Here is a 23,013-nt window from a genome sequence, read left to right as displayed (position 1 = left end):
CGGTCGGGAGAACATGCCGCCGGGCAGGGCCCGGCGTGGAGGTCGTTGGCGCGAGCGGTGCCCGGCGGTTCGCCGGGCACCGCTCGCTTTATAAGATCTTGGGATGAGCGAGGCGGTCCGGGGGGAGCGGGGGGCGCGGCACCGTACGGCCCATCCGGAGACTGGGCGATCCGGTGCTGCGGACGGAGTGCGATCCCGTGCGCGCGTTCGACTCCTCCCTGGAACGGCTCGTCGACGACATGTTCGTGTCGATGTACGAGGCGCAGGGCGCCGGTCTCGCCGCGAACCAGATCGGTGTGCCGCTCCAGCTGTTCGTCTACGACTGCAAGGACGACAAGGGCCGCCGCCACGTGGGCCACGTCGCCAACCCCACGCTGGTCGAGGCGGACGGGGAGCTCGTCTCCGAACCGGAGGGCTGCCTGTCCCTGCCCGGCCTCCACTTCACCACCGCCCGCCATGCACGCGCCGTGGTCGAGGGCGTCGACATCAAGGGCAAGCCGGTACGCGTCCAGGGGACCGGCTATTTCGCCCGGTGCCTCCAGCACGAGTGCGGTCATCTGCGCGGCGAGGTCTACATCGACGTCCTGTCAGGCGAGGCTCGCCGCGAGGCCATGCGCGCCATCCGCGCCGCCCAGCCCTGACCCCGGCTTGGCGTTAATGCCAGCGCCCTGAGCGCTGCTTCTTGATGTCCGAGCGGCGCCGCTTGTTCTCCAGGCGGCGCTCGTTGATGCCGCGCGGCTTCTTCTTGGGGATGCGCTTCTTCGGCGGTGGCGCGATGGCCTCGGAGAGGATCGCGGCCAAGCGCGCGCGGGCGGCGTCACGGTTGCGCGCCTGCGAGCGGTATTCCTCGGCCCGGATCGACAGGACGCCCCCGCTGAGGCGTCCCGCCAGCCGTTCGAGCGCGCGCTGCCGGTACGGCTCGGGCAGCGACGGCGAGTTCGCGACGTCGAACGACAGCTCGGCCGCCGTGGCGCTGGTGTTGACGTGCTGGCCGCCCGGCCCCGAGGAACGGGAGAAGCGCCAGGCCAACTCGGACTCCGGGATGGAGACCGAGTCGCGTACATGGATGTCGCCGGGCATGTCTCGATTATCCCTTCCACCGGCCGATCATGTCGCTCCCTTTTCCACGGCGGGTGTACGGCCCGCGGCGAAGGCGCGGGCGCCCTCGGTCCAGGTCCGGTCCAGGTCGGACTGCTCGGGGAAACGGCGGTCGATCTCCAGTATCACCATGCCGTGCGCGAAGGCGAACAGCGCCTGCGCCAGGTGCGGCTCCCCCACCGCGAGGAAGAACGGCTCGCCCGCCCAGTCCTCCAGACCGGGCGCGAGGCGTTCGCGGGGCAGCGGGCCCGCGGTGCTGAGCCGGTAGAGGTTGGGGTTGGCGAGGGCCTGGGCGCGGTACGTGCGCAGCAGTTCGGGGACGGGCCGTTCACTGGCCACGGCCGCCCGCAGCGCGGCGCCGAGTTCGGCCAGGCCCTGCTCGATCAGCGCCGCCTCGACCGCGCCCTTGTCCGGGAAGTGCTTGTAGAGGGAGGGGGCGCGGATCCCGATGCGGTCGGCCAGGACCCGCATGGTCAGGGCCTCGGGGCCGCTCTCCTCCACGAGGTCGCGGGCGGCCGAGACGATCTCGGCCGCCCGCGGTGTCAGCGGCGTCAGCGCCGGCTGCCGGTCGTCGGTCATCGGGCCATTGTCTCGGCCCTGGACTTGAGTGCGGCGTTCATGGCCCGGAAGCCGTCCGCCACGTCCAGTGGCCCCCCGGCGAAGGGCACCAGCGCGCCGGTAAACCGCTCGCCGTGGACGAGGCGCGTGCGGCCGCCGTCGAGCGCCTCCAGGCGGAAGTAGTGCTCGCCGTCCAGCACGCCCGGGACGATGAGGCGGCCCAGCCAGCGCAGCTCGCGGTCCGGCGCGGCGACCAGGATCGTCGGGCTGAACGTCAGCGTGCCGCCGCCCTTCTGGGTGAGCTTGTTGGTGAGCCGGCCGCCCTCCCGGACCTCGCCCTCGGCGCTGATGATGAACGGGTTCCAGTCGGGGTAGGCGCGCAGGTCGGTGAGGACCCGCCAGACGGGGCCGGGCGCGGCGTCGATCTCGATCTCGGTGCGGATCTCGCGGGGCTTGAGCCGGGTCCACGTGTAGAGGCCGGCGGGCACGGCGACCAGCAGGGCGATGATCGCGGCGAGGGTGCGGACGGGCATGGCGGCCTCCTGGACCGGGCTGCGCAAGGCAGGCTAACGCTGTTAGCCTCACCATAGGCTAACAGCGTTAGCCATGCAAGTCCCGGAAACGACGACGGCGGCGGTCGTGCGACCCCGACCCCCTGGGGATCACACGACCGCCGCCTCCCCTGACCGCCGCGGTTCCGCCCTCCGGCACCGCGACGGCGCTGTGCGGCGTGCTCGCCGCGGGCTCAGCGCCCGCCGGTGGAGATGATCGCCTCGGCCGCCCTCCCGGCGTCGTTGATCGGGATCGCGAAGCCGACCCCGATGCTGCCCGAGCCGCTGCCGGACGTGGCGATCGCGGTGTTGATCCCGATCACCTGCCCGGACGCGTTCACCAGCGCCCCGCCGGAGTTGCCGGGGTTGATCGCGGCATCGGTCTGGATCGCGTTCTTGATCACCGTGCTCTCCCGCTGGGACACCTGCTCGCGCAGGTACGGCGGCACCTGCGCGTCGGGCTGCCGCCCGCCCTCCTGGATCTCCCGTCCCAGCGCGCTGACGATGCCCGAGGTCACCGAGCCGTCCAGGCCCAGCGGGCTGCCCATCGCCAGCACCGTGTCGCCGACCGCGAGCGAGCGGCTGTCACCGAGCGCGGCGGGCTTCAGCCCGGACACCCCGGACGCCTTGATCACGGCCATGTCCTTGCTGCGGTCGGTGCCGATGACGGTCGCGGGCGCCGTCCTGCCGTCGCTGAACCGCACCGAGATCTGCCCGACGTCCTCCACCACGTGGGCGTTGGTGAGGATCGTGCCGTCCGAACGCAGGATCACGCCCGAGCCCCCGCCGCTTCCCGACCGGGTCTGCGTCTGGATCGCCACCACGCTCGGCTGCACGGCCGCCGCCACCTGCGCGACCGTCGACTTGCTCGTCACCCCGGCCACCGCGGTCGGGCCGGACAGCCCGCCCTGCGGCCCCGCCAGCTCCAGCGCCGCCACGGCGCCGAATCCGCCGGCTCCGAGCGCGAGGGCGAACACGGCCCCGGCCGCGGCGATCTTCTGCCGCAGCGACCAGTTGCCCCGCCGCGCGGGCTCCGGCCCGGGCAGGTAGGGGTTACCGGGCTGCGGCGGCGGGCCCTGCCATCCGCCGAACGTCCCGCCGCCCCCGTAGGGCGCGCCACCCCCGTAGGGCCCGCTCGGCCCGCCCGGTCCGCCCGGTCCGCCCGGCCCGCCGGGGCCGCCCGGTCCGCTGGGCACCCCCGTGCCGCCCTGCGCGCCCGGAGCGGCAGGCGTGCCGTGCGCCGCCTGGGCCTCCGGTCGCGGTGCGACCCTGACGTCCTCCGGCCTCGTCGGCCAAGGGCGCCGGGCCCCGTACGGGCTCTCGTTCGGCTGGTCCGCGATCATCTGATCCCCCTGACTCTCTCCACCATCAGAATGTCCATCCGGTCTGGAGCAAGCCTGGAACCAACCTGAAAGTCGCCTGAATGCGAACGTTCAGGTGGCGAGCGGAAGGATCACACGGAACACGGCGCCCTCCCCAGGGGTGGAGTCCACTTCGACCTTCCCCTCATGCGCGCCCACGAGCGCGGCCACGATCGCCAGGCCGAGGCCCGTGCTGCCGTCTTCGCGTGAACGGGACGGATTGGCCCTGTAGAAGCGTTCGAAGACGCGTTCCGCCTGCTCCGCCGACAGGCCGGGCCCCTCGTCGGCCACCTCGCACACCGCCGCGGAGGCGTCCCCCAGCGAACCGGGCTTCAGCCGTACCGTCACCGCCGTGCCCGCGGGCGTGTGCGTGACCGCGTTGGTGAGCAGGTTCCCGAGCACCTGGCGCAGGCGCGGCTCGTCCCCCAGCACCTGGTACGCCACCCCGCCCTCGACCGACAGCTCGATCGAACGGTCCGGCGCGACCATCCGCGTCTCCTGGACGCTGTCGGCCGCGATGGCCAGCAGGTCCACCGGCCGCTTCTCGATGGGCCGCTGCTGGTCGAGCCGGGCCAGCAGCAGCAGGTCCTCCACCAGCAGGCCCATCCGCTCGGCCATCTCCTCGATGCGGCCCACGAGCCGGTCGAGCTCCTCGGGCGTCCGCGCCGCGCCCTGCCGGTAGAACTCCGCGAAGCCGCGGATGGCGGTCAGCGGCGTGCGCAGCTCGTGGCTGGCGTCCGCGACGAACCGCCGCATCCGCTCCTCCGAGCGCAGCGCGGTCTCCTCCGACCGCCGCGCCGCCGCCTCCGACTGGGCCCGCGCCCCGAACGCCGACTCGATCTGGGCGAGCATGCTGTTGAGCGAACGGCCGAGCCGCCCCACCTCCGTGCGCGGATCGGCCTCGGGCACCCGCCGGGACAGGTCGCCGGTCGCGATCGCCCCGGCGGTCTCCTCGATCGCCGCCAGCGGGCGCAGGCTGGCCCGCACCACCCACACCCCGGCCGCGGCCAGCACGGTCACCACCAGCAGGCCCACGATCACGTCGATCACCATCAGCCGGTTCACGGTGCGGCGCACCTCGTCCAGGCTGAGCCCGAGCACCAGGACCGCGCCGCCGTCCAGCGGCTCGGCGAAGATCCGCCACGGCGCGCCCGAACCGCCCTGCCCCGGCACGGTGAACGGCTCGCCGAGCCGCTTCCCCAGGTCGGCGGGGACGCGCGGGCGGCCGGTGTCGCCCAGCGCGTTGATGCTCTGCCGCCACCGCCCGTCCGCGTCCTGGACCAGCACGTACATCTCGCCGGGCAGCCGCACCTCCATGTTGCGGCGGCCCATCTGCGGGACGATCTGCGCCGCCACCGGCCCGAACGTCGACTGGAGCTGCTGGTCGGATCGGCTCACCAGGTACTGGCTGAGCACCGAGACGCCGGCGCCGCTCATCACCGCCATGCCGAGCGCGACCAGCACCAGCATGCCCGCGATCAGCTTGACCCGCAGCGGTGTGCGCCCGGGCAGGGCACGCAGCGCCTGAAGGGCCATCAGCCCTGGTCCGGCGGCAATCGCAGGACGTAGCCGACGCCCCGCAGGGTGTGGATGAGCCGGGGCTCGACGTTGTCGACCTTCCGCCGCAGCGCCGACACGTACGACTCCACGATCCCGACGTCGCCGCCGAAGTCGTAGTTCCACACGTGGTCGAGGATCTGCGGCTTGGACAGCACCCGGCCCGCGTTGGCCATCAGATACCTGAGCAGCTTGAACTCGGTCGGCGACAGCTGGATCGGCTTGCCGCCGCGCCACACCTCGTGGCTGTCCTCGTCCAGCTCGATGTCGGCGAACACCATCCGCGGCGTCGGCTCCTGCGCGCCGCCCCGGAACCGCCGCAGCACCGCGCGGATCCGGGCGATGACCTCCTCCAGGCTGAACGGCTTGGTGACGTAGTCGTCGCCGCCGATCGTCAGGCCCTTGATCCGGTCCTGGACGGCGTCCCGCGCCGTGAGGAACAGCACCGGGGTGTGGTCGCCGCCCGAGCGGAGCCTGCGGGCCACGTCGAACCCGTCGATGTCCGGGAGCATGACGTCCAGCACGATGAGGTCGGGCCGGCGCCGCCGCGCGGCCTGCACGGCGTCCGCCCCGTTGGTCGCCGTGATCACCTCGAAGCCGGTGAAGCGGAGGCTGCCGGCGAGCAGCTCCAGGATGTTCGGCTCGTCCTCGACGACGAGCAGCAGCCCCTCCGAGGCCTTCCGCGCCTGCACGGTACGTTCCGCCAACGCCGATCCCCCTCCCCTGATCCTTACCGAGGCTTCCACCCTTTCCTGAAAGTCGCCTGAATACCCCCTGAGGTTTTCCCCGCAACGCGAAGCGGCCCGTCCTCCGAAGAGAACGGGCCGCCCCGGCCGAACGAGCTTCCCCACTCGCCGACAAGATCACCCTACATCCTGGGGCCGCCGCGCGGGGCCCACCACGCCGACCTTGGCCACCCCCGGCCCGTCCCGTCCGGGCCGCGGCCCGGACGGGACGGGCCGGCACCTCAGATCGTCAGGTTCTCCTTGATCTGCTTGAGCCGGTGCCGCGCCAGGGCCAGGTTCGCGCGGCCGCGGTCCAGCGCGAGGTAGAGGAACAGGCCCTTGCCCTTGCGGCCGGTCACGGGACGGATCACGTGGTACTGGCCGCTCAGCGTGATCAGGATGTCCTCGATCTCCTCCTTGATGCCCAGCTGCTCCATCGTGCGCAGCTTCGCGCGCACGACCTCGGTGTTGCCCGCCGAGGCGACCTGCAGGTCCAGGCTCTTGGAACTGCCCAGCGTCCCGAGGGCCATGCCGCTGTTGTAGTCGACGACGGCGGCGCCGATCGCACCGTCGATCGCCATCATGTCCTTCATCGACACGTCCAGGTCGGACATGCTGTTCCCCTTCACTGGTCGGTTTCACGGGCGGCGCGGTGCGGTGCTGCGGCCTCCCTTCCGCGACGGTTCGGCGGTGCGGCGGGGCCGGTCCGGCGCGGCCGCCAGCAGGTCGGCGATGGCGCGCGCCGCCGGGCGGGACTCCAGATGCAGGCGGCCCACGTTGACGTCCGGGGCCGACAGCACGGTGAGCGAGGCGCTCCAGCCGGCGGAGTAGATCACCACGTAGCCGTTGGTGCCGCGCAGGACGACCTCGTGGAACCCGCCCCCGTGGGCCGTGGACGCCATCCGGTGCGAGAGCGCCAGCTCCGCGGCGGTCAGCGCGGCCATCCCGGACGGTTCGATGCCGTCCGGGAGGTCGTGCGCGATGAGCAGGCCGTCGGACGAGGCGATCACGCTGCCGGTGAGCCGGGCGACGCGGCCGCGCAGCGCGGTCAGCTCGGCCAGCAGGGCCGGGTCGGACGCGGGCCGTGCGACATCGTCCATGCGCTCGTGGACCGCCACGTTCGTCATCCTTTCGATCAGCCGTCCCATACGCCGTTTCAGCACGTCAGGCGAGCCCCTCCAGCCCCGACCGGAGCCGGAGCAGCACCTCGTGCCCGACCGGCTCCCACTCCGGGGCCTCCGTCTCGCCGCGCCGCCGGACGGGCAGGTCCGGGACGGGGGCGTCCTGCGGCGGGCGCAGCATCCCGGCGGCGGCCAGCCGGCGCACCGCGAGCAGGCAGTCGAACGCGGACCGGCCGAGGTCGCGGGCCAGGTCGGCGGGCGCGCGGCGGCCGTCGGCGTTGAGCAGGATCTCCGCCTCGACAGCGGTCAGCACCACCCGCTGGCGGCCGACCCTCCGCACCGGGACGACCGGTGCGTGGTCGCGCGCCGCCGAGGGCAGCGCCTCGTCCAGACGGGCCGCCCGCCTGGCGCGCTCGGCGACCAGTTCGTCCGGGGCGATGCGGCACAGGTGCGCGAGCCGGTGCGGCGGTCCCTCGGTGAACTCGGCCCCGTCTTCGGAGCCGAGCAGGAAGTAGGCGGCGTCGTGCAACGCCAGCCGCGCGACCGCCTCCATCCCGGCCTCCCCCAGCGCCCCGGGCGCCGGGGCGGCGGCGAGGAGGTGCTCAAGGCTCGGCGCGCTCCGGCATTCGGCGTACGCGACGGAGCCCTCGACGATGTGCAGCGCGCCCTCGTCCCGCACCCGCAGCACCCCGGTCGCGCGCCGCCCTTCCAGTTCGCGCAGCGCGGCCACCGGCGAGTGGGCCGTCCGGTCACCCGTCATGGCCGGATCCCGCCATTTCCTGAATCGCCGCGCGGACCCGCAGGCGGGCGAGCGCGAGATTACCGGTGTCCCGGTCGAGCAGTAAATGCAGGAACACCCCGCCACCGAATATGGCGCCGACCAGGGTGAGCAGATGATATCCGCGTTCCCCGCACACGATGATCTCTTCGATGCCGTCGCCGTCGGGGGTGGCCGACAGCGCCGGGCAGGCCAGCACCGCGCGCACCGCGTCGGTGCTGGCCGCGGCGTCTTCGTGCTGGTCGAGCGGGCCGTCCGCACCGCCGGCGGCGATGGCCAGACCGCTCGCGCCGTCCACCAGGGTCACCCGGCGGGCGCCGGGAATATCCATGATCTGGCCGAGACAGGCGTCGATACCGAGCACGGACACCCCCACATGCGCCGCGTTTCCGGAAGCCCGACGCTACACGCGACGACACCGCCCGACCACCGATTCATCAGAGAATTTCAGGCCACTTCGGACGCGAAGATAAATGGCCGAAAGATCCCTATGCCCCGGCCGCGGAAATATACCTTTCGGTATCCCGGCCAAAGGCCGGATGATCAGTCCCGGGCGGTGAGCCGGGTGGTGATGTGGGCCCGGATCAGGGGGTGGAAGCGGTACCGGCTCGGGGCGGGCTCCTGGAGGAGGTGGACGTCCAGGAGGTGGTCCAGGAGGCGTCTCGCGCGCGGCTCGGTCGTTTCCAGGAGGACGGCGGCGTCGGCGGCGCTGAAGCCGCCGGGGGTGTGCGAGCCCAGCAACCGGTAGGCATGTCTCTGGTCGGCGGTGAGCCTTTGGTAGGAGAGGTCTAGAGCGGCGGCGACGCTGTGGCGGCCCGCCCGCAGTTCGGCCAGCCGGTCGTCGTTCAGCCGGTCCAGGAGGTGGGCCGGGTTCCAGCTGGGGTGCGCCCGGAGGCGGGCGGCGGCGATGCGGAGGGCGAGCGGGAGGTGCCCGCATCGCTCCGCGATCTCGGCCACGGCCGGTGTGTCCGGGACGCGGGCCGCGCGGCTGAACAGGGCGACCGCCTGCGCCGGCGGCAGGACGTCCAGGGAGAGGGTGCGGGTGTCGTCCAGGCCGGTCAGGCGGCGCCGGCTGGTGACGATCACGCGGCAGCCCGGCCCGGCGGGCAGCAGCGGGCGGACCTGCTGCTCGTCGGTGGCGTCGTCCAGCACGACCAGGACCCTGCGGTCGGCCAGGACGCCCCGGTACAGCGCGGCGCGGTCGTCGGTGTGGCCGGGGATGTGCTCGCCTGGGACGCCGAGTGCGCGGAGCATGCGGGCGAGCGCTTCGCCCGGCTCGACCGGGGCGGTTCCCTCCGTGTGGCCGTGCAGGTCCATGAAGAGCCGCCCGTCGGGGAACCGGGGGGCGAGCCGGTGGGCGGCGCGCACGGCCAGCGCCGTCTTGCCGGCTCCGGGCATGCCGTCGATGGCGAAGACGTCCGCGGCGTAGGTGCCGTGGCGGGCTTCCAGGGCCGCGAGTTCCCGCTCACGGCCCACGAACGCGGCGATGTCGGCGGGGAGCTGCCGCGGGACGGTCACCGCGGGCTCGTCGCGTCCCGCCGGGCGGCCGTGGGCGACGGCGGCCAGCAGTGCCCGCTGGGCGCCGTCCAGTGCCAGCGCCTCGGCCAGGAGCAGCATGGAGGTGACGCGAGGCTGGAACTCGTTGTTCTCCAGCCGGCGGACCGTCCGGACGTTGAGCCCCGATCGTTCGGCCAGCTGCTCCTGGGTCAGCAGCGCCCGCTCCCGCCATCCGCGCAGCAGCTCGCCCAGCGGGGGCCCTGTGATGTCCGGCGGGGATTCGCTCATGGTCGTCATGGCCGGTCGGCATCCGTTCCTCGGTGTCGGCGGGTTCATCGAAGCGGTGTCCTGCCTGTTCCGGCCACCGGTGGGACGGAAGCGGACGGAATCGGACGACCGTGATTGATCGGCGCGGCGGCGATTGGCCAGAATGAACGCCATGGGCGAGGGCGGCCACCGTCGGCCCCCGGCGGGGGTCCGGCCGCATGCGTGCCCGTACCAGGGCCTCGCGCCGTTCGAGGCCGGGACGAGCGGGCTGTTCTTCGGGCGTGCGCGGGCCGTCCAGAACCTCGTTGGACGCCTGGCGCCGCGGCTGGAGGGCCGTGGATCGATCCTGCTGGTGTCGGGCGCCTCGGGGGTGGGCAAGTCGTCGCTGCTGCGGGCGGGGCTGCTGCCCGCGCTGGCGCAGGGGACGCTGCCGGTCGAGGGTTCGCGTGACTGGCCGCGGCTGCTCATGACGCCGACCGCCGAGCCGTTGCGCACCCTGGCCGAGGTCTTGGCGCAGGAGTTCGGCGGCGATGCCGGAACCGTGCTGGAGGAGCTGCGGCACGCCCGCCCGCCGGGCGGCCGGCTCGTCCTGGTGGTCGACCAGTTCGAGGAACTGTTCACGCTGGTGACCGACGAGCGGGAGCGGCAGGCGTTCGTGCGGGCGCTGCACGCGATGGCCGAAGCGTCGGCCGCGGTGGTCATGGGTGTGCGCGCCGACTACTGGGACCGGTGCGCGGCCTACCCGCAGTTCGCCGAGGCCATCCAGGACGGCCAGGTCATCGTGGAGCCGATGGCGGAGCCGGATCTGCGGCTGGCCATCACCGGTCCGGCGGCGGCCGCGGGGTTGGAGATCGAGCCGGGCCTGGTGGAGACCATCCTGGACGAACTGGACGCCGGCGACCGGCACGGGGCGCTGCCGCTGCTGTCGCAGGCCCTGCTCAACACCTGGGAGCGGCGCGAGGACGGCCGGCTGACCGTGCGGGGGTACGAGGAGTCCGGCCGGGTCCGCGACTCGGTGCGGCGCACGGCCGACGAGGTGCTCGGGCGGCTGCCGGCGGAGGACCGCAAGACGGCGTTCAGGATCTTCCGGCGGCTGACGCTGATCACGGCGGGCGGGCGGGTGGCGCGGCGGCGGGCCACGCGGGCCGAGGTGCACGCCGCCGCGCCGGCGCGTTCGGCGGAGGACCGGGCCCGGGTCGAGGCGCTGCTGTCGGCGTTCGCGGAGCAGCGGCTGCTCACCCTGCACGAGGACGCCGTCGAGATCTCCCATGACGCGCTGCTGGGCGCCTGGCCGGCCCTCCGGCAGTGGCTGGAGCCCGATCTGACCGCGCACGGGGTGTACGACCGGCTGATCGAGGACGCCGCGCAGTGGGCCGAGCACCACCGCGACGCCGCGTTCCTCTACCGCGGCGCCCGGTTGCTGGCGGTGCAGGACAGCCGGCCCCGCTGGGAGCGCGATCCCGACAGCTTCCCGCCGCCCGGCCCCACGGTGGAGGCGTTCGTCGCGGCGTCGGCGCGGGCGGCCCGGCAGGCGGGGCGCCGCCGCGGTCTCGTCATGGCCGGCCTGGCGGTGCTGTCGGTGGTCGCCCTGGTCGCGGCCGGCGCCGCCGTCGACGCGGCGGGTGACGCGGGGCGGCAGCGCGATCTCGCGGTCTCGCGGCAGCTGGCGGCGCAGAGCGAGGTGGCCGGCGACCCGACGGTCTCCGCGCTGCTGGCCGTGGCCGCGTGGCGGGTCGCGCCCACGCCGGAGGCGCGCCACCGGATGCTGGACGTGGCGACGCGGCCCGGCCGGGGCGCTCTCCGCGGGCCCGGCCCCGTCACCGAGCTGGCGTTCAGCCCGGACGGCTCGCTGATCGCCACCGGAGGCGGCGACGGCGTGGTGCGGCTGTGGGACACCGCGGCCCGCCGGGAGTCCGGCGCCCCGATCGCCGCCGCGCAGGGGGTGCTGTCGTCCTGCTCCGCGGGGTTCGACATGGCCTTCAGCCCCGATGGGAAGGTGCTGGCCACGGCGTGCTTCCGGAGCGTCCGGTTCTGGGACGTGGCCACCCGCCGGCCGCTGGGCGGCGCGCTGGACCCCGGTAGCCCCGCGGACCCGATCGGTTCCGTGCAGGCGATGGCGTTCAGCCCGGACGGCAGGACGCTGGCGACCTCGGGCTACGAGGGCACCACCCAGCTCTGGGACGTGGCCGCGCGGCGCAGGAGCGGCGCCGCCCTGGGCCGCCCCGACACCCGGACCGGTGACCGGGCCGTCAACGCGGTCGCCTTCACCCCCGACGGGAAACGCCTGGTCACCGCCGGGAACGACGACGCCGCGCGGCTCTGGGACATCGCCACCCGCCGCCAGGTCGGCGGCGCCCTCACCGGGCACACCGCCGACGTCGAAGACCTCTCCGTCGCCCCGGACGGGACGACCCTCGCGACCGCGAGCACGGACGGGACCGTCCGGTTGTGGAACCTCGCCACGCGGGACCAGATCGGCGGCCCGCTGCGGGACCCGGACGGCCAGGGGCATTTCCGCGGTTTCCAGGGCGTCGCCTTCTCGCCCGACGGTCAGCGGCTCGTGACCGCCGGGGCCACCGGTTTCACCCGGTTGTGGGACACCGCCGCCCGCCGGCCGGTGGGCCCGCCGCTCGCCGACAAGCGGCAGCCCGTCCAGAAGGCGGCGTTCAGCCCGGACGGGCGGCTCCTCGCGGCGGCCGGGGAGGACGGCGCGGTGTGGCTGTGGGACCCGGTGTCCCACCGGCAGGCCGGTACCGCGATGCCCGCGCTGAGCGATGTCCGCTTCAGCCCGGACGGGAGGACGCTGGCCGCCCCCGGCCCTCGGGCGGAGCCGGGGTCGGAGGGCGCCGACCGTGCGGCCGGGCTCTGGGACGTCGCCACCCAGCGCCGGATCGGGCCCGCCCTGCGCCCCGGGGACATCCGCGCCCCGGGCGACGACATCCTCTACAAGGTCCGGTTCGGCCCGGACGGGCGGACCCTCGCCACGGCGAGCGCCCGCGGCAACGTCCGGGTGTGGGACACCGCCGCCCAGCGCCAGATCGGCCCGCCCCTCGCCACCGACAGGGACGCCCCGCCGGTGGAGTTCAGCCCCGACGGCCGGTTCCTCGCCACCGGGGGGAAGGACCACTCCATCGGGTTCTGGGACGTCGCGGGCCGCCGCGAGCACGGCCCCCGCATCACCGTCCCCGGCGACGCCTCCCTCCGGGCGATGGCGTTCAGCCCCGACGGCGCCACCCTCGCCGCCGTGGGCGGCGACCGCGCCCTGCGGTTCTTCGACGTGGCCGCGCGCCGCCAGATCGGGGCACCGCTGACCGGCACCACCGACGGCATCGCCCAAGACCTGGCGTTCAGCCCCGACGGAAGGACGCTGGCGGCGACCGCCGCGAACGGTGGCGTGCAGCTGTGGGACGTGGCGCGGCGCCGCCCCGTCGGGGCCGCCCTGACCGGCCACACCGACGCCGTCGCCGCCATCGCGTTCAGCCCGGACGGCCGCACCCTCGCCACCGGCTCGGCGGACCGCACCGTCCGGCTGTGGGACCTGGCGACCCGCCGCCAGATCGGGCCGCCGCTGACCGGCCACGCCGGAACGGTGGCCGCGATCGCCTACGCCCCGGACGGGACCACCCTCGCCACCGTCGGCAACGACCGCACGGCGCGGCTGTGGAACGTCGCCGTGCCCGCCGACCCCGCCGCCACCACCTGCGCCAACGCGGGCCGCTCGTTCACCCGGGCCGAATGGGAGCACTATGTACCGGGCGAGAGATTCCGGCGGACGTGCACGTGACCGGACGGACGAACCGACGGACGGGCTGGCGAGGGATGTTCCTGCGAGGTTTCCGGCGGCGGACGGGCAGGCCCGTCCCGGAGCTGTCCGCGACCTTCCGGTCGATCGTCGACGGCGGCCGGGACGTCCACCCGATGGCGTCCGGCTTCCTGGAGCACTTCCTGGACGGCGCCGGGGAGTCGCGGACGCTGCCGACGCGCTGGCTGCGCTCGTTCCGGGTGATCAGGAAGGCCGAGGCCAAGAACCGGCGCAGGTTCGAGCGGCAGCTAGCGCGGGAGGCCGGCCGGTTGCGGGACGGCGCGTCGACCTGGCTCGGCGACCACTGGGACGCCCGGATCAACGCGTTCATCGGGACGGAGCTGTTCTACGTCAGCAGGATGAGCCTGCTGCGCTCGCAGGGATCGTTCGTCCTGACCCGGTCCGGGGCGGAGGTGCGGGTGTCCGGCACGGTCCGCCACCACTGGCTGGACCCGTATGACTGGGATCGCGGCCGATGGGTCTACATCCCGCGGCACGGGTTCGTTCCCATCGCGGTCGGCCGGGATCTGGTCGAGGCCGACGAGGCGCGCAACTTCCTGATGGAATCACGCCATGTCCAGACGATCGAGGGCACGTTCCGGGACGGCGGCCGGTGGCCCAGGCGCGGCCGGGCGACGCTGGAGTGGTCGCTGGTGAGAAGGGGGGACCGATGACTCCGGACCGTCCCTCCCCGCCCGATCCCACGGGGGCCGGCAGCGCGGCGGAGTTCGTCGCGTCGCTGGTACGGCTCAGGCAGTGGGCGGGCGAGCCGTCCCTGAGCAGGCTGCGGTCCCTCGGCGGCCAGACGGTGACCGCGGACGGCGCCACGGTCGACGCGCTGCCCAAGAGCACGGTCTCGAACGTGCTCCGGCGGCCGGACAGCCTGCCGCGCTGGGATTTCGTGAAGGCGTTCGTCACCGCGTGCCTGCGCTACGGCGACCATCCGGCCGGGCTGATCCCCGGTGAGCTCGAACGCTGGCGGGCGGCGCGGGAGGCGCTGGCCGTGTCGGGAGGACGGCCGTCCCCGGCGATGACGGCCGCGGCCGCGGCGGGGCCGTCTTCCGCGGTGGACGTGGCAGTGGAGGTGGTGGAGGCGCCCGCGGAGGACGGGCAGGCGGCCCTCGACCATGACCACGCGCACGACCACGCGGTCGAGCTGCTCGTCCGGCGCGTGGCCGGGGAGGAGGACCGGGCGCGCAAGGGCCTGCTCGGCGGGTACAGCCTCGCCCCCGTCTCCTACGGGCCCGACACCGGCGACGGCAAGGGCGAGGGCGCCGCCCCCGGAGACGACCTGTACTCGATCGGCCGGTTCTTCGGCGACCTGAGCCCGCGGCGCCTGCTGGTCGTGGGCGAGGCGGGAGCGGGCAAAACGGTCCTCGCGATCGAGCTGGTGCTCCAACTGCTCGACCCCTTCCTGACCCCTGGCGGACGGCCCCCCGATCACCACGAGCCGGTGCCGGTACGCCTGAACGCGGCCCGCTGGACGCTGGGGAGCCGGTTCGAACCGTGGCTGGCCGAACAGCTCGTCCAGGACTTCGGTCTCGCGTCCGCCGACGCGCTGCGGCTGGTGCGGGACCGCCGGGTGCTGCCGGTCCTGGACGGCCTGGACGAACTGGACCCCGAGCCGTCCACGGGCCCGCCCCGCCGGGCGATCGGGCTGCTGGCCGAGCTCAACCGGTACAGCGACCCGTCCGGGCGGCGGCCGGGGGCGGTCGTGGTGACCTGCCGGGCCGACCGCCACGCCGAGCTGCGCGCGGCCCGCGCCGGGCTGGACGGCGCCACCCGGATCCACCTGCGCGAGATGACCCTCGACCAGATCGGCACCTACCTGCACGCCCGTTGGCCGGACGGGCATCCGTGCGGCGCGCACCGGGACGCGGTGCTCGCGGCCCTGTCCGGGCCGTCGGGCGCGGCCGTCCACGCCGCCCTGGCCACGCCGTGGCGGCTGCTGCTGACCGTGACCGCGGTGGAGTCGGGCGCGGACCCCGCCGAGCTGCTCGGCGCCGACCCGGACGACGATCCCCGCGCGGCGGCGGCCCGGATCGCCCGGAGGCTGCTGGACACCTACGTCCCGGCCGCGACGGAGCTCGCCCCCCGCACCGCGCACGGCACCCCCTACGACCCCGGGCAGGTGCGGGCGTGGCTGGTGGCGCTGGCCGAGCATCTGCGGTGGCAGGCCGCGCACGCCGCCGCGACCGGACGTCCGCCGCCCGGTCTGACGGCGATCGACATCGTCCCGCACCTGGTGTGGCCGATCGGCGGGCGGCGCCTGGTCCGGGTGCTGCACTGCGCGTGCTGCGCGGTGTTCGCGGTCATCGCCATGCTGGCGTTCTGGAAGGGCTCGGCGGTCGACGATCCGGGCGGGCTGCGCGACGGGCTCACCCCGGAAGGCGGCCTCACCGTGGCGCTCATGGCGGGCTGGGTGGGCATCGCCACGGGCCTGTCGCTGTCGCCGTGGCCGTCCGCGGCCGGCGGGCGGAGCGGCGTCCCGCGCAGGCGGCGCGTGGTCGGCGGCCTGCTCGGCGGCCTGGCGGGCGCCCCGGCCGGGGCGCTCGGCGGCCTGGCCGGGCTGGCGCTGACCGGCGGCAGGGTCTTCGGGCCCGGGTTCGCGGTCGCCGCGGGGGCGGCCGGGGGCCTGGTGCTCGGAGCGGTCATCGGGCTGACCGCGGCCGGGCGGCGCGGCGCCGAGCGCATGACCATGTCCGGGGCGATCCGTGCCGAGCCCGTCACCCTGCTGGGCTTCGGGCTGTGCGGCGCGATCACCGGGCTGCCGCCGCTGCGGCTCGCCGGGGCGGGTCCCGTCCCGCTGGCCGCGGGGGCCGCGGGCGCGTTCGTCCTGGCCTTCGCGCTCGGGACCGTCTTCAAGGTCGCCACGGGCGGGTGGAGCATGGACGCGGAGCTGGCGCACCCGCGGGAGGCCCTCCGCCGCAACCCGGCGATCGGGGTGGCCTTCGGCCTCACCGGCGGCGTCGCCGCATTCCTGGTGTTCGTCCTGAACCAGGACGCCGTCACGTCGCTGGCGTGCGCGCTGGTCGGCGGCGTGGCCTTCGGTCTCGCGTTCGGGGCGGTCGCGTGGTCTCGCGCGATGATCGGCCTGGCCGTCGCGGCCGCCCGCGGGCTGCTCCCACTGCGGCTGTGGACGTTCCTCGACTGGGCCTGCGAGGCGCGCCTGCTCCGCGTCAACGGCGCCACGTACCAGTTCCGGCACCGCGAGCTCCAGGACCATCTGACCCCGTCCGGGAGCACCGCGGTGGACGGCCGCTGACGGGTCAGGTCACCCGGGTCCCGTCGGTCCCGTACTCGCGGTCCAGCGGGGCTCCGTACTCACGGTCCAGCGGGATGCCGTACTCGCGGTCCAAGGGAGCCGCGACCGCGGCGTTCCCGGTTCCGGCCCTCCAGTGGTTGTCCTCGGCGGCGACGGCGACGCCCCCGACCAGCGTCAGGGAAAGGGCCCCCAGCACGGCGGTCGACATGACGCGAACGATCCGCATTCTCGTTCCTCCTCTCGCGAACGGCGCGCACGGCCTTGGATAATGGATCGCCGTGCACCCCTGCGTCCGCACAGTCTCGATCGGCGAACGCGACGGGACCAGGCACGCGACCGGGCATTCACCGGGCATCCGAGGAGGCCGCCGATGAGGCCGGGACGGTGGGCGGCCGCACGGCTGGTCCGGCGGGCGGCGGACGAGGGCGGGCCGCACCTGGCCGCGCTGGAACGCCGGGCCGGCGCGGGCGGCCCCGCACGCGCCCTGGTGGTCGAGCTGGCCACCGCGGAAAGGCATCTCGACCACCCGCTGCGCGCCTGGTCGCGGGATTGGATCGCGCGGGCGTGGGCGCGCGACCGCGATCCCGGCCTCCGCGCCGTCGTCCGGGAGCACGGCCTGATCGCCGCCGGGGGCGGCGCGCGCTGGACGACCGCCGCCCTGCACGGCCGCCTCCTCGCCCGCTGGGACGCCGAGGCCGGGCCCGCCGTGCCCGCGCTGCTCGCCGACGCCGACGAGGAGGTGTGCGAGGGGGCGCGGCGGGCATGCGCGGACGCCGTCGAACCCGCGCTGGGCGCCCTCTGGCTGGAGGTCGAGAAGTCCCCGGGGCCCGAGCACAAGACGCTGCTGGACGCGCTGCTGCGCAACCCCCATCCCCTCGACGACCTCACGGTGGCCTGGGCGTGGTCGTCCTGGATCCGCGCACCGTCCCCGAGGCTGTGGGCGTTCCTCCGTGACCGCGGCCAGGCCGCGCCCCGGAGCGGCGGCGTCCCGGCGTGGCGCCTCAGCCGGCTCGCGCTCGGGACGGCTCCGCCGGAAGAGCTGTGCCAGGGCGTGCTCGCCGACGGCACCCCCGAGCATGTGCGGCAGATCGCCGTCCGCATCTGCGTGGAGCGCGGGCTCGTCCCGGCCGATCCGGTCGTCCGGGCGGCGTTCCTCTTGATCGTCAAGCGGTACGGGGAGTACCGGGCGCACGACCCGGACGGGACGCTCCTGGCCGCCGCCTACGCGGGCGCCTCGGCCGGGCTGCGCGCCCGGGTGCGCTCGGCGGTCGCGGCGGCGGGCGAGCTCGACCTGGTACGCGTCCTGATCGGCACCGCCCCGGCGCGGGCGATGAGCGTCCGGGAGCGCGGCTTCCTGGCCGACCGGCTGGCCGCCGAGCAGGCGTGGCCCGAGTTGTGGCGGCTCGCCCGCGATCTCCCGCTCGCCGAGGCGCTCAACGCACTGCGGCCGGTCGGCGGGTGGTGCCCGCCCGGCCTCCCGCCGGAGGAGTTCGCGCGGCTGCGCAGCATGCCGCCGGACCGCGTCGCCGCCGCGCTCGCCTCCCTCGACGTGCGCGGTCCCGTCCTGCCCGAGTCCGGGCTCCGGGTGTCGGCCTGCGCCCTGTCTCCGGACGGGACGCGCCTGGCCGCCGCGGGCCGGGCCGAGGACGCCGCCGTGATCGTCGAGTACGCCCTGCCCGAGCGGGAGGTCATCGCCCGCCACCAGGTGGACCCCTTCGACGGCCGGGGCACGCCGGTGCACACCGGCGACGCCGTGATCGTGATCGAGGGCTCCACCGAGTCCCTGACGGGCCGCGTCATCGGGAAGCCGGTCCGGTACGGCGGCGGCGGCGGCGAACGCACGATCCTCTTCGGCGACACGATCCAGGGGCTGGCCGCGGCGCCGGACGGCGGCCTGGTCGCGGTGGGCCCGGACCGCCTCCACCTTCTCGCGCCGCCGTACCAGGCGCCCCGCCGCACCGTCCGCTTCACCGACCTGGGGTTGGCGTCGGTGGCGCCGTTCGCGGTCGTGGTGGAGTGGTCGACCGGAATGATCGCGCTCGGGGGCACGGAACCGGCGGTGCTGGACGCGGCGGCCGGAACGGTGATCGCGCGCGGGAGCGCGGCTCCCGGACGGGCCGTGCAGGTGGCCTTCGCGTCACCGTCCCGGCTGGTCACGGTGGACACGGACGGCTCGGTCACCGGTTGGCGGCTCGCGGACGGCACGCTGCGTCCGGAGCGAACCGTCAAGCACGGCCGGTACGGCGAAGGCTTGGCCGTACTGCCCGGGCAGGGCCGCGTCTGGGCCGGCCAGGGCACCCACTTCCTCGACCTGAGCACTCTGGAGAAGACAGGGCCGCCGCCCGGGTTCCCCGCGAAACCGCACTCGGTCTGGGCCGCGCCGCGGGGCGGCCACTTCGCCGTCCAGCACCGCGCGCACCCGTCCGAGGAGGAGTACGTCGAGGTGCACGGGACCTACCGCGATTCCGCCGGGCGGATGCTCGACCGGCCGCTCGGCGACGCCGTCCCGGACGACCTGGCACGGCTCGACACGCTCCTCGCCTCCGGAAGATACGCGGGCGACGTGGCCGAACTGCTGGCCCTGCTCCGCATCCTCCTGGAGCAGCGCTACGGCTCCGAGGTCGCCCTGGGCGCGGCCGTGTTCCTCGGCGACGAGACCGACATCGCTATTCGAAGTCGATGAGGCCCAGGGCCGGTTCGGCGAGTTCGGGCGGTGCCGTCTTGGGAGTGCCCGCCTGGAACGGGGGCTCCGGGGCGTACTCGATGGCCAGTTGCACCGTCTGCGCCGTCGTCTCGCCGGCCGCCTCGCCGACGAGGCTCAGGGCCATGTCGATGCCCGCGGAGACCCCGGCGGCCGTCACGATCCTGCCGTCGGTGACGACGCGTTCGCCGACGGGACGGGCGCCCACCCCGGACAACTGCTCCAGCCATCCCCAGTGCGTGGTGGCGTCGCGCCCCTTCAGGAGTCCGGCGGCGCCGAGCACGAACGAGCCCGAGCAGACCGAGGTCGTCCACCGCGTGTGCTCGTGCGCCTCGCGGACCCAGTTCAGGAGGGGTTCGTCGAACACGGCCTGGAGGGTGCCCGGACCACCGGGGACGACGATCACGTCCGGGCGCGGCAGATCGGCGTAGGTGGCGGCGGCGACGAGGGAGAGCCCGCCCTTGTCGTCCAGGACGGGTCCGGTCTCGGCGCCGACGAAGGTGACCGTCCAGCCGGGCGTGAAGGCCATCACCGTGTACGGGCCGACGGCGTCCAGCGCGGTGAACCGGGGATAGAGGGGGATCGCGACCTGCATGTTGAGCGCTCCAAGGGGGTTGCGGTGGCGGCGGAAGGCGCGGCTTCATGCTGGTCAGCGCCGAGCCATGGGGTCAATGACACAGACCTGACATTGCACGCCGTCAGCGGCGGTCCAGCCATGCGGGGAGGGGCTCGCGGAAGCCGAGCCATTCGGGCGGAATGCAGGCGTCCCCGGTTCCGGCCGCGATGACGCCGCCGGCGATCGCGGCGGTGGTGTCCATGTCGCCGCCGACCGTGACGCAGGCGCGCATCCCGGCCGGGTAGTCGTCCAGGTGCCGGGCGGCGGCCCAGAGGGCGAACGGCACGGTGTCCTGGGCGGTGATCCGGGACCCGTTGCCCAGGACCTGCGCCGCCTCCTCCGGTGTCGCCTTCCGGAGGCCGAGGGCTCGCCGGAGGCCCCGCCGCACATAGGTGCCGCGGGTGTGGTCGAGCGCCGCCTCCAGCAGCGCCTCGGTGCCGTCGGCGGCGACGGAGGCCGCGACGGCGACGGCGACCGCGCCCGCGATCCCCTCCTCGTGGGCGTGGGTGATCTCGGCCTGCAGGGCGGCTTCGGCGGCGGCGCGTGCCGGGTCACCGCCGAAGTAGGCGCCCAGCGGAGCGGCGCGCATGGCGGCGCCGTTGCCGTAGGAGCCGTTGCCGCCGAACGACTCGGCCGACACGACCCGCCAGGGCCGCCCGTCGCGGACGCCTTCCAGGAGTTCCAGGGCTCCCGCGCCGTAGCGGCGGCCCGTGTCCATGCGGGTGGCGAACGCGGTGGCCAGGGCGTCCTGGACGATGCGCCCGTGGCCGTGCAGGCAGTCGACGACCGAGCAGGCCATCTCGGTGTCGTCGCTCCACTCCCACGGCGGCGGCGGGAGGTCCGCGGCGGTCAGGTGGCGGTTGGCGTGCAGGAAGAACTGGTCGCCGAAGGCGTCGCCGACCGACAGTCCCGCCAGGGAGGCGTGCATGCGCGCGACGCGCTGATCGTCGTTCATGAGGGTGTCCCCTCTCAGGGGGTCCGGAGGACGGCGGCGATGGTGGTGGTCACCATCGTGTGGACGGTATCGGGCTCCGGCGGCGGGCCGGTGCGGTCGGCGAACAGCAGGTGCGCGGCGCCGATCAGGGTCGGGGCGAGGATGTCGATGTCGGCGCCGGGCGCGACGCGGCCCAGGTCGCGTTCCGCGGCGAGGTAGGCGGCGAGCATGGCCGTGGCCTCCGCGAGGAGCGGGACGCCGGTCGGGCGGGTCCGGCGCAGCCGGGCGCGCAGGCCGTCGCGGAAGGTGATGAGGGGGACGATCGCCACGGCGACCGGCCCGAAGAGGCCGGTCAGCGCGGCGGTGAGGTTGCCGGCGACGGTGCCGGTCCCGGCGGAGTCGCGCAGGTCGGCGGCCTGGGCGTCGACGCGGGCGATGCGGTCCTCCACGAGTTCGGCGAGGAAGTCGTCGAAGTCGGCGAAGTGGCGGTGCAGGACGCCCTTGGCGACGCCCGCCTCGGTGGTGACCGCGCGGCTGGTCAGCGCGCTCGGGCCGTCCCGGAGCAGGACGCGTTCGGCCGCGGCGAACAAGTGCGCGCGGACGTCGCGGATGTGCACCCCTGTCGGCACCGGCTCTCCTTTACGAGTGGGCATGTGCCCACTAGAGTGGGCGCATGCCCACTCTACCTTCCAGACCCGAACCCCATCGGCACCGGCAGGTCGCGGAGTCCTTCGGGGTGGACGCCGAACGCTACGACCGGACCCGGCCCCCCTACCCCGACGCCCTGGTGGAGCGGATCGCCGCCGCCGCACCCGGACGCGCCGTCCTCGACGTCGGCTGCGGCACCGGCATCGCGGCCCGGCAGCTCCGGGCGGCCGGCTGCGCCGTGCTCGGAGTCGAACCCGACGCGCGGATGGCCGAGTACGCCCGCCGCGGCGGGGTCGAGGTCGAGGTGGCGACGTTCGAGGACTGGGACCCGGCGGGCCGGGAGTTCGACGCGGCCGTCGCCGCGACGGCCTGGCACTGGGTCGACCCGGTCGCGGGCGCGGCCAAGGCGGCGCGGGTGCTGCGGCCCGGCGGCCTGCTGGCGGCGTTCTGGCACGCGTTCGACCTTCCCGACGCCGTGGCCGAGGGCTTCGCCGCCGCCTACGAGCGGGCGGTGCCCGACTCGCCGTTCGACTTCCGGGCGGCGCGGCAGACCCGGGACTCCTACCAGCAGATGATGGACATGGCCGCCGGCGGGATCCGGGAGGCGGGCGGGTTCGGCGACCCCGAGCAGTGGCGGTTCGACTGGGAGCGGACCTACACGCGGGACGAATGGCTCGACCAGCTGCCGACGTCCGGCGCCTTCACACGACTGCCGCAGGAGCAGCTGGCGCAGGTGCTGGAGGGCGTCGGGGAGGCCATCGACGCGATCGGCGGCAGGTTCACGATGCCCTACGCCACGGTGGCGGTCGCCGCCGTCGCCTCCGGCTGACGGTCAGGGCATCACGGGGACGCCGTCGCGCGGGGCCGGTTCGGGGCCGCCCATGTCCAGCCGGAACGGCGGGTAGCGGTCGGTCATCAGCAGGGCGTACGCCGCGACCCGCAGGCCCCACCGGTCCATGCCCAGGACGAACTCGAACAGCCCGTGCGGATAGCGCGCCGTGAACAGCAGCGCGATGACCGCGAACAGCAGGAGCAGGTTGATCAGGCCGGGGATCCACGCCGCCCACAGGTACATGGAGTCGTCGTTCCCGGTGCCGCTCGTGGACGCGCCGGTGAAGACCGCCAGCACGAGGTAGTGCGGGATGGCCAGCAGCCACCACTTGACCAGGACGAGCCCCCGCGACAGCCGCTCCGGGTACTCGATCCGCAGGCGGGCGGGATAGTCCTCGACGTCCCCCAGCGTGAAGGGCGGGTAGCGGTCGGTGGCCAGCGCGCTGTAGCCGTAGACGCCGACGCGCCACGACCAGCGCAGCACCCCCAGCGTGAAGTCGAACATGCCGCGCGGGTAGCGGCCGGTGATGAGGATGGCGAAGAAGCTGATCACCGTGACGACCCAGACCGCGATCCACAGGAAGAACAGCACGATGTAGTGCGGGATCAGCAGGAGCCATTTCACCAGCCACAGCCAGCGTGACAGCGGTTCTTCGAGCCGGGCGTCGACACGCACCGGCAGTGGCCTTCCGTCCATCTCGTC

21 protein-coding genes and 1 pseudogene are annotated in these 23,013 nt (G+C 74.6%); 6 read left to right on the top strand and 16 right to left on the bottom strand.

What is annotated here, in order from left to right; all coding sequences use genetic code 11:
- Positions 1-152 precede the first annotated feature (152 nt).
- Positions 153-641 carry a peptide deformylase gene (gene def, locus ACZ466_RS24690; RefSeq protein WP_464044023.1) on the top strand — a complete coding sequence of 163 codons (489 nt, stop codon included), beginning with the start codon at positions 153-155 and terminating at the stop codon, positions 639-641.
- A 13-nt stretch (positions 642-654) separates the two neighbouring features.
- Here def and arfB read toward each other — a convergent pair whose 3' ends face one another.
- The 11 genes and pseudogenes from arfB to ACZ466_RS24635 form a co-directional block, all read right to left on the bottom strand.
- The gene (arfB, locus tag ACZ466_RS24685) at positions 655-1,080 is read right to left on the bottom strand and encodes an alternative ribosome rescue aminoacyl-tRNA hydrolase ArfB (protein WP_378281670.1); all 426 of its coding nucleotides are present in this window, start codon (positions 1,078-1,080) and stop codon (positions 655-657) included.
- A gap of 27 nt (positions 1,081-1,107) precedes the next feature.
- Positions 1,108-1,677: a TetR/AcrR family transcriptional regulator gene (locus ACZ466_RS24680; RefSeq protein WP_378281671.1), complete on the bottom strand. Its 570-nt coding sequence runs from the start codon at positions 1,675-1,677 to the stop codon at positions 1,108-1,110.
- Positions 1,674-2,189 (bottom strand): SRPBCC family protein, encoded by a 516-nt coding sequence (locus ACZ466_RS24675; RefSeq protein WP_378281672.1) that lies wholly within the window; start codon positions 2,187-2,189, stop codon positions 1,674-1,676. Before ACZ466_RS24675 ends, ACZ466_RS24680 begins: the two co-directional genes overlap by 4 nt.
- 257 nt (positions 2,190-2,446) lie before the next feature.
- Positions 2,447-3,550 (bottom strand): annotated as a pseudogene (locus ACZ466_RS24670) (S1C family serine protease); the annotation flags it as partial.
- A 90-nt stretch (positions 3,551-3,640) separates the two neighbouring features.
- Positions 3,641-5,104, bottom strand: a complete 1,464-nt coding sequence (locus ACZ466_RS24665) for a sensor histidine kinase (protein WP_378281674.1) — start codon at positions 5,102-5,104, stop codon at positions 3,641-3,643.
- Entirely contained in the window at positions 5,104-5,832 is a 729-nt protein-coding gene (locus ACZ466_RS24660; protein WP_378281675.1) for a response regulator transcription factor, read from the bottom strand. Before ACZ466_RS24660 ends, ACZ466_RS24665 begins: the two co-directional genes overlap by 1 nt.
- Positions 5,833-6,092: 260 nt before the next feature.
- Entirely contained in the window at positions 6,093-6,464 is a 372-nt protein-coding gene (locus tag ACZ466_RS24655) for a hypothetical protein (protein ID WP_378281676.1), read from the bottom strand.
- 24 nt (positions 6,465-6,488) lie between these two features.
- Positions 6,489-6,977, bottom strand: a complete 489-nt coding sequence (locus ACZ466_RS24650) for a roadblock/LC7 domain-containing protein (protein ID WP_378281677.1) — start codon at positions 6,975-6,977, stop codon at positions 6,489-6,491.
- A gap of 37 nt (positions 6,978-7,014) precedes the next feature.
- Positions 7,015-7,731 (bottom strand): hypothetical protein, encoded by a 717-nt coding sequence (locus ACZ466_RS24645; protein WP_378281678.1) that lies wholly within the window; start codon positions 7,729-7,731, stop codon positions 7,015-7,017.
- Positions 7,721-8,113 (bottom strand): roadblock/LC7 domain-containing protein, encoded by a 393-nt coding sequence (locus ACZ466_RS24640; RefSeq protein ID WP_378281679.1) that lies wholly within the window; start codon positions 8,111-8,113, stop codon positions 7,721-7,723. The genes ACZ466_RS24645 and ACZ466_RS24640 overlap by 11 nt, the downstream gene beginning before the upstream one ends.
- A gap of 179 nt (positions 8,114-8,292) precedes the next feature.
- Positions 8,293-9,534, bottom strand: a complete 1,242-nt coding sequence (locus tag ACZ466_RS24635) for an ATP-binding protein (RefSeq protein ID WP_464043954.1) — start codon at positions 9,532-9,534, stop codon at positions 8,293-8,295.
- Positions 9,535-9,685: 151 nt separating this feature from the next.
- Between ACZ466_RS24635 and ACZ466_RS24630 the strand changes: the two genes are divergently transcribed.
- Genes ACZ466_RS24630 through ACZ466_RS24620 form a run of 3 tightly spaced genes read left to right on the top strand, consistent with a single transcriptional unit; the run spans position 9,686 to position 16,580 of the window.
- On the top strand, positions 9,686-13,297 hold the full coding sequence (locus tag ACZ466_RS24630; RefSeq protein WP_378284089.1) for an NACHT and WD repeat domain-containing protein: 3,612 nt from the start codon (positions 9,686-9,688) through the stop codon (positions 13,295-13,297).
- Positions 13,298-13,332: 35 nt separating this feature from the next.
- The gene (locus ACZ466_RS24625) at positions 13,333-13,989 is read left to right on the top strand and encodes a hypothetical protein (RefSeq protein WP_378284088.1); all 657 of its coding nucleotides are present in this window, start codon (positions 13,333-13,335) and stop codon (positions 13,987-13,989) included.
- The gene (locus ACZ466_RS24620) at positions 13,986-16,580 is read left to right on the top strand and encodes an NACHT domain-containing protein (RefSeq protein WP_378284087.1); all 2,595 of its coding nucleotides are present in this window, start codon (positions 13,986-13,988) and stop codon (positions 16,578-16,580) included. Before ACZ466_RS24625 ends, ACZ466_RS24620 begins: the two co-directional genes overlap by 4 nt.
- Before the next feature lie 4 nt (positions 16,581-16,584).
- Here the strand turns inward: ACZ466_RS24620 and ACZ466_RS24615 are convergent, their stop codons facing one another.
- A complete protein-coding gene (locus ACZ466_RS24615; RefSeq protein WP_378284086.1) occupies positions 16,585-16,806 on the bottom strand; it encodes a hypothetical protein in 222 nt (73 codons plus the stop codon).
- A gap of 144 nt (positions 16,807-16,950) precedes the next feature.
- On the opposite strand from ACZ466_RS24615, the gene ACZ466_RS24610 reads away from it, so the two are divergent.
- A complete protein-coding gene (locus ACZ466_RS24610) occupies positions 16,951-19,263 on the top strand; it encodes a hypothetical protein (RefSeq protein ID WP_378284085.1) in 2,313 nt (770 codons plus the stop codon).
- On the opposite strand, the gene ACZ466_RS24605 is transcribed toward ACZ466_RS24610, so the two are convergent.
- The 3 genes from ACZ466_RS24605 to ACZ466_RS24595 all read right to left on the bottom strand — a co-directional run bounded on the left by ACZ466_RS24605 (position 19,247) and on the right by ACZ466_RS24595 (position 21,460).
- A complete protein-coding gene (locus ACZ466_RS24605; protein ID WP_378284084.1) occupies positions 19,247-19,876 on the bottom strand; it encodes a DJ-1/PfpI family protein in 630 nt (209 codons plus the stop codon). The genes ACZ466_RS24610 and ACZ466_RS24605 overlap by 17 nt on opposite strands.
- A 103-nt stretch (positions 19,877-19,979) precedes the next feature.
- A complete protein-coding gene (locus ACZ466_RS24600) occupies positions 19,980-20,852 on the bottom strand; it encodes an ADP-ribosylglycohydrolase family protein (RefSeq protein ID WP_378284083.1) in 873 nt (290 codons plus the stop codon).
- 14 nt (positions 20,853-20,866) lie between these two features.
- Positions 20,867-21,460, bottom strand: coding sequence for a TetR/AcrR family transcriptional regulator (locus tag ACZ466_RS24595; protein ID WP_378284082.1), 594 nt, complete (start codon positions 21,458-21,460; stop codon positions 20,867-20,869).
- A 44-nt stretch (positions 21,461-21,504) separates the two neighbouring features.
- Between ACZ466_RS24595 and ACZ466_RS24590 the strand changes: the two genes are divergently transcribed.
- Positions 21,505-22,308, top strand: coding sequence for a class I SAM-dependent methyltransferase (locus ACZ466_RS24590; RefSeq protein WP_378284081.1), 804 nt, complete (start codon positions 21,505-21,507; stop codon positions 22,306-22,308).
- A gap of 3 nt (positions 22,309-22,311) precedes the next feature.
- Here the strand turns inward: ACZ466_RS24590 and ACZ466_RS24585 are convergent, their stop codons facing one another.
- Positions 22,312-23,007, bottom strand: a complete 696-nt coding sequence (locus tag ACZ466_RS24585) for a DUF4389 domain-containing protein (protein ID WP_378284080.1) — start codon at positions 23,005-23,007, stop codon at positions 22,312-22,314.
- Between the last annotated feature and the right edge of the window lie 6 nt (positions 23,008-23,013).

It is taken from the genome of Actinomadura rugatobispora, assembly GCF_055379765.1.
This window is presented reverse-complemented; position numbering and strand designations above follow the sequence as displayed.

Bases quoted from the DNA above. Each gene is read 5' to 3' on its own strand.
- arfB (WP_378281670.1), bottom strand. From the start codon at position 1,080: ATGCCCGGCGACATCCATGTACGCGACTCGGTCTCCATCCCGGAGTCC.
- ACZ466_RS24680 (WP_378281671.1), bottom strand. From the start codon at position 1,677: ATGACCGACGACCGGCAGCCGGCGCTGACGCCGCTGACACCGCGGGCG.
- ACZ466_RS24675 (WP_378281672.1), bottom strand. From the start codon at position 2,189: ATGCCCGTCCGCACCCTCGCCGCGATCATCGCCCTGCTGGTCGCCGTG.
- ACZ466_RS24665 (WP_378281674.1), bottom strand. From the start codon at position 5,104: ATGGCCCTTCAGGCGCTGCGTGCCCTGCCCGGGCGCACACCGCTGCGG.
- ACZ466_RS24655 (WP_378281676.1), bottom strand. From the start codon at position 6,464: ATGTCCGACCTGGACGTGTCGATGAAGGACATGATGGCGATCGACGGT.
- ACZ466_RS24650 (WP_378281677.1), bottom strand. From the start codon at position 6,977: ATGACGAACGTGGCGGTCCACGAGCGCATGGACGATGTCGCACGGCCC.
- ACZ466_RS24645 (WP_378281678.1), bottom strand. From the start codon at position 7,731: ATGACGGGTGACCGGACGGCCCACTCGCCGGTGGCCGCGCTGCGCGAA.
- ACZ466_RS24635 (WP_464043954.1), bottom strand. From the start codon at position 9,534: ATGAGCGAATCCCCGCCGGACATCACAGGGCCCCCGCTGGGCGAGCTG.
- ACZ466_RS24630 (WP_378284089.1), top strand. From the start codon at position 9,686: ATGGGCGAGGGCGGCCACCGTCGGCCCCCGGCGGGGGTCCGGCCGCAT.
- ACZ466_RS24625 (WP_378284088.1), top strand. From the start codon at position 13,333: ATGTTCCTGCGAGGTTTCCGGCGGCGGACGGGCAGGCCCGTCCCGGAG.
- ACZ466_RS24620 (WP_378284087.1), top strand. From the start codon at position 13,986: ATGACTCCGGACCGTCCCTCCCCGCCCGATCCCACGGGGGCCGGCAGC.
- ACZ466_RS24615 (WP_378284086.1), bottom strand. From the start codon at position 16,806: ATGCGGATCGTTCGCGTCATGTCGACCGCCGTGCTGGGGGCCCTTTCC.
- ACZ466_RS24610 (WP_378284085.1), top strand. From the start codon at position 16,951: ATGAGGCCGGGACGGTGGGCGGCCGCACGGCTGGTCCGGCGGGCGGCG.
- ACZ466_RS24605 (WP_378284084.1), bottom strand. From the start codon at position 19,876: ATGCAGGTCGCGATCCCCCTCTATCCCCGGTTCACCGCGCTGGACGCC.
- ACZ466_RS24600 (WP_378284083.1), bottom strand. From the start codon at position 20,852: ATGAACGACGATCAGCGCGTCGCGCGCATGCACGCCTCCCTGGCGGGA.
- ACZ466_RS24590 (WP_378284081.1), top strand. From the start codon at position 21,505: ATGCCCACTCTACCTTCCAGACCCGAACCCCATCGGCACCGGCAGGTC.
- ACZ466_RS24585 (WP_378284080.1), bottom strand. From the start codon at position 23,007: ATGGACGGAAGGCCACTGCCGGTGCGTGTCGACGCCCGGCTCGAAGAA.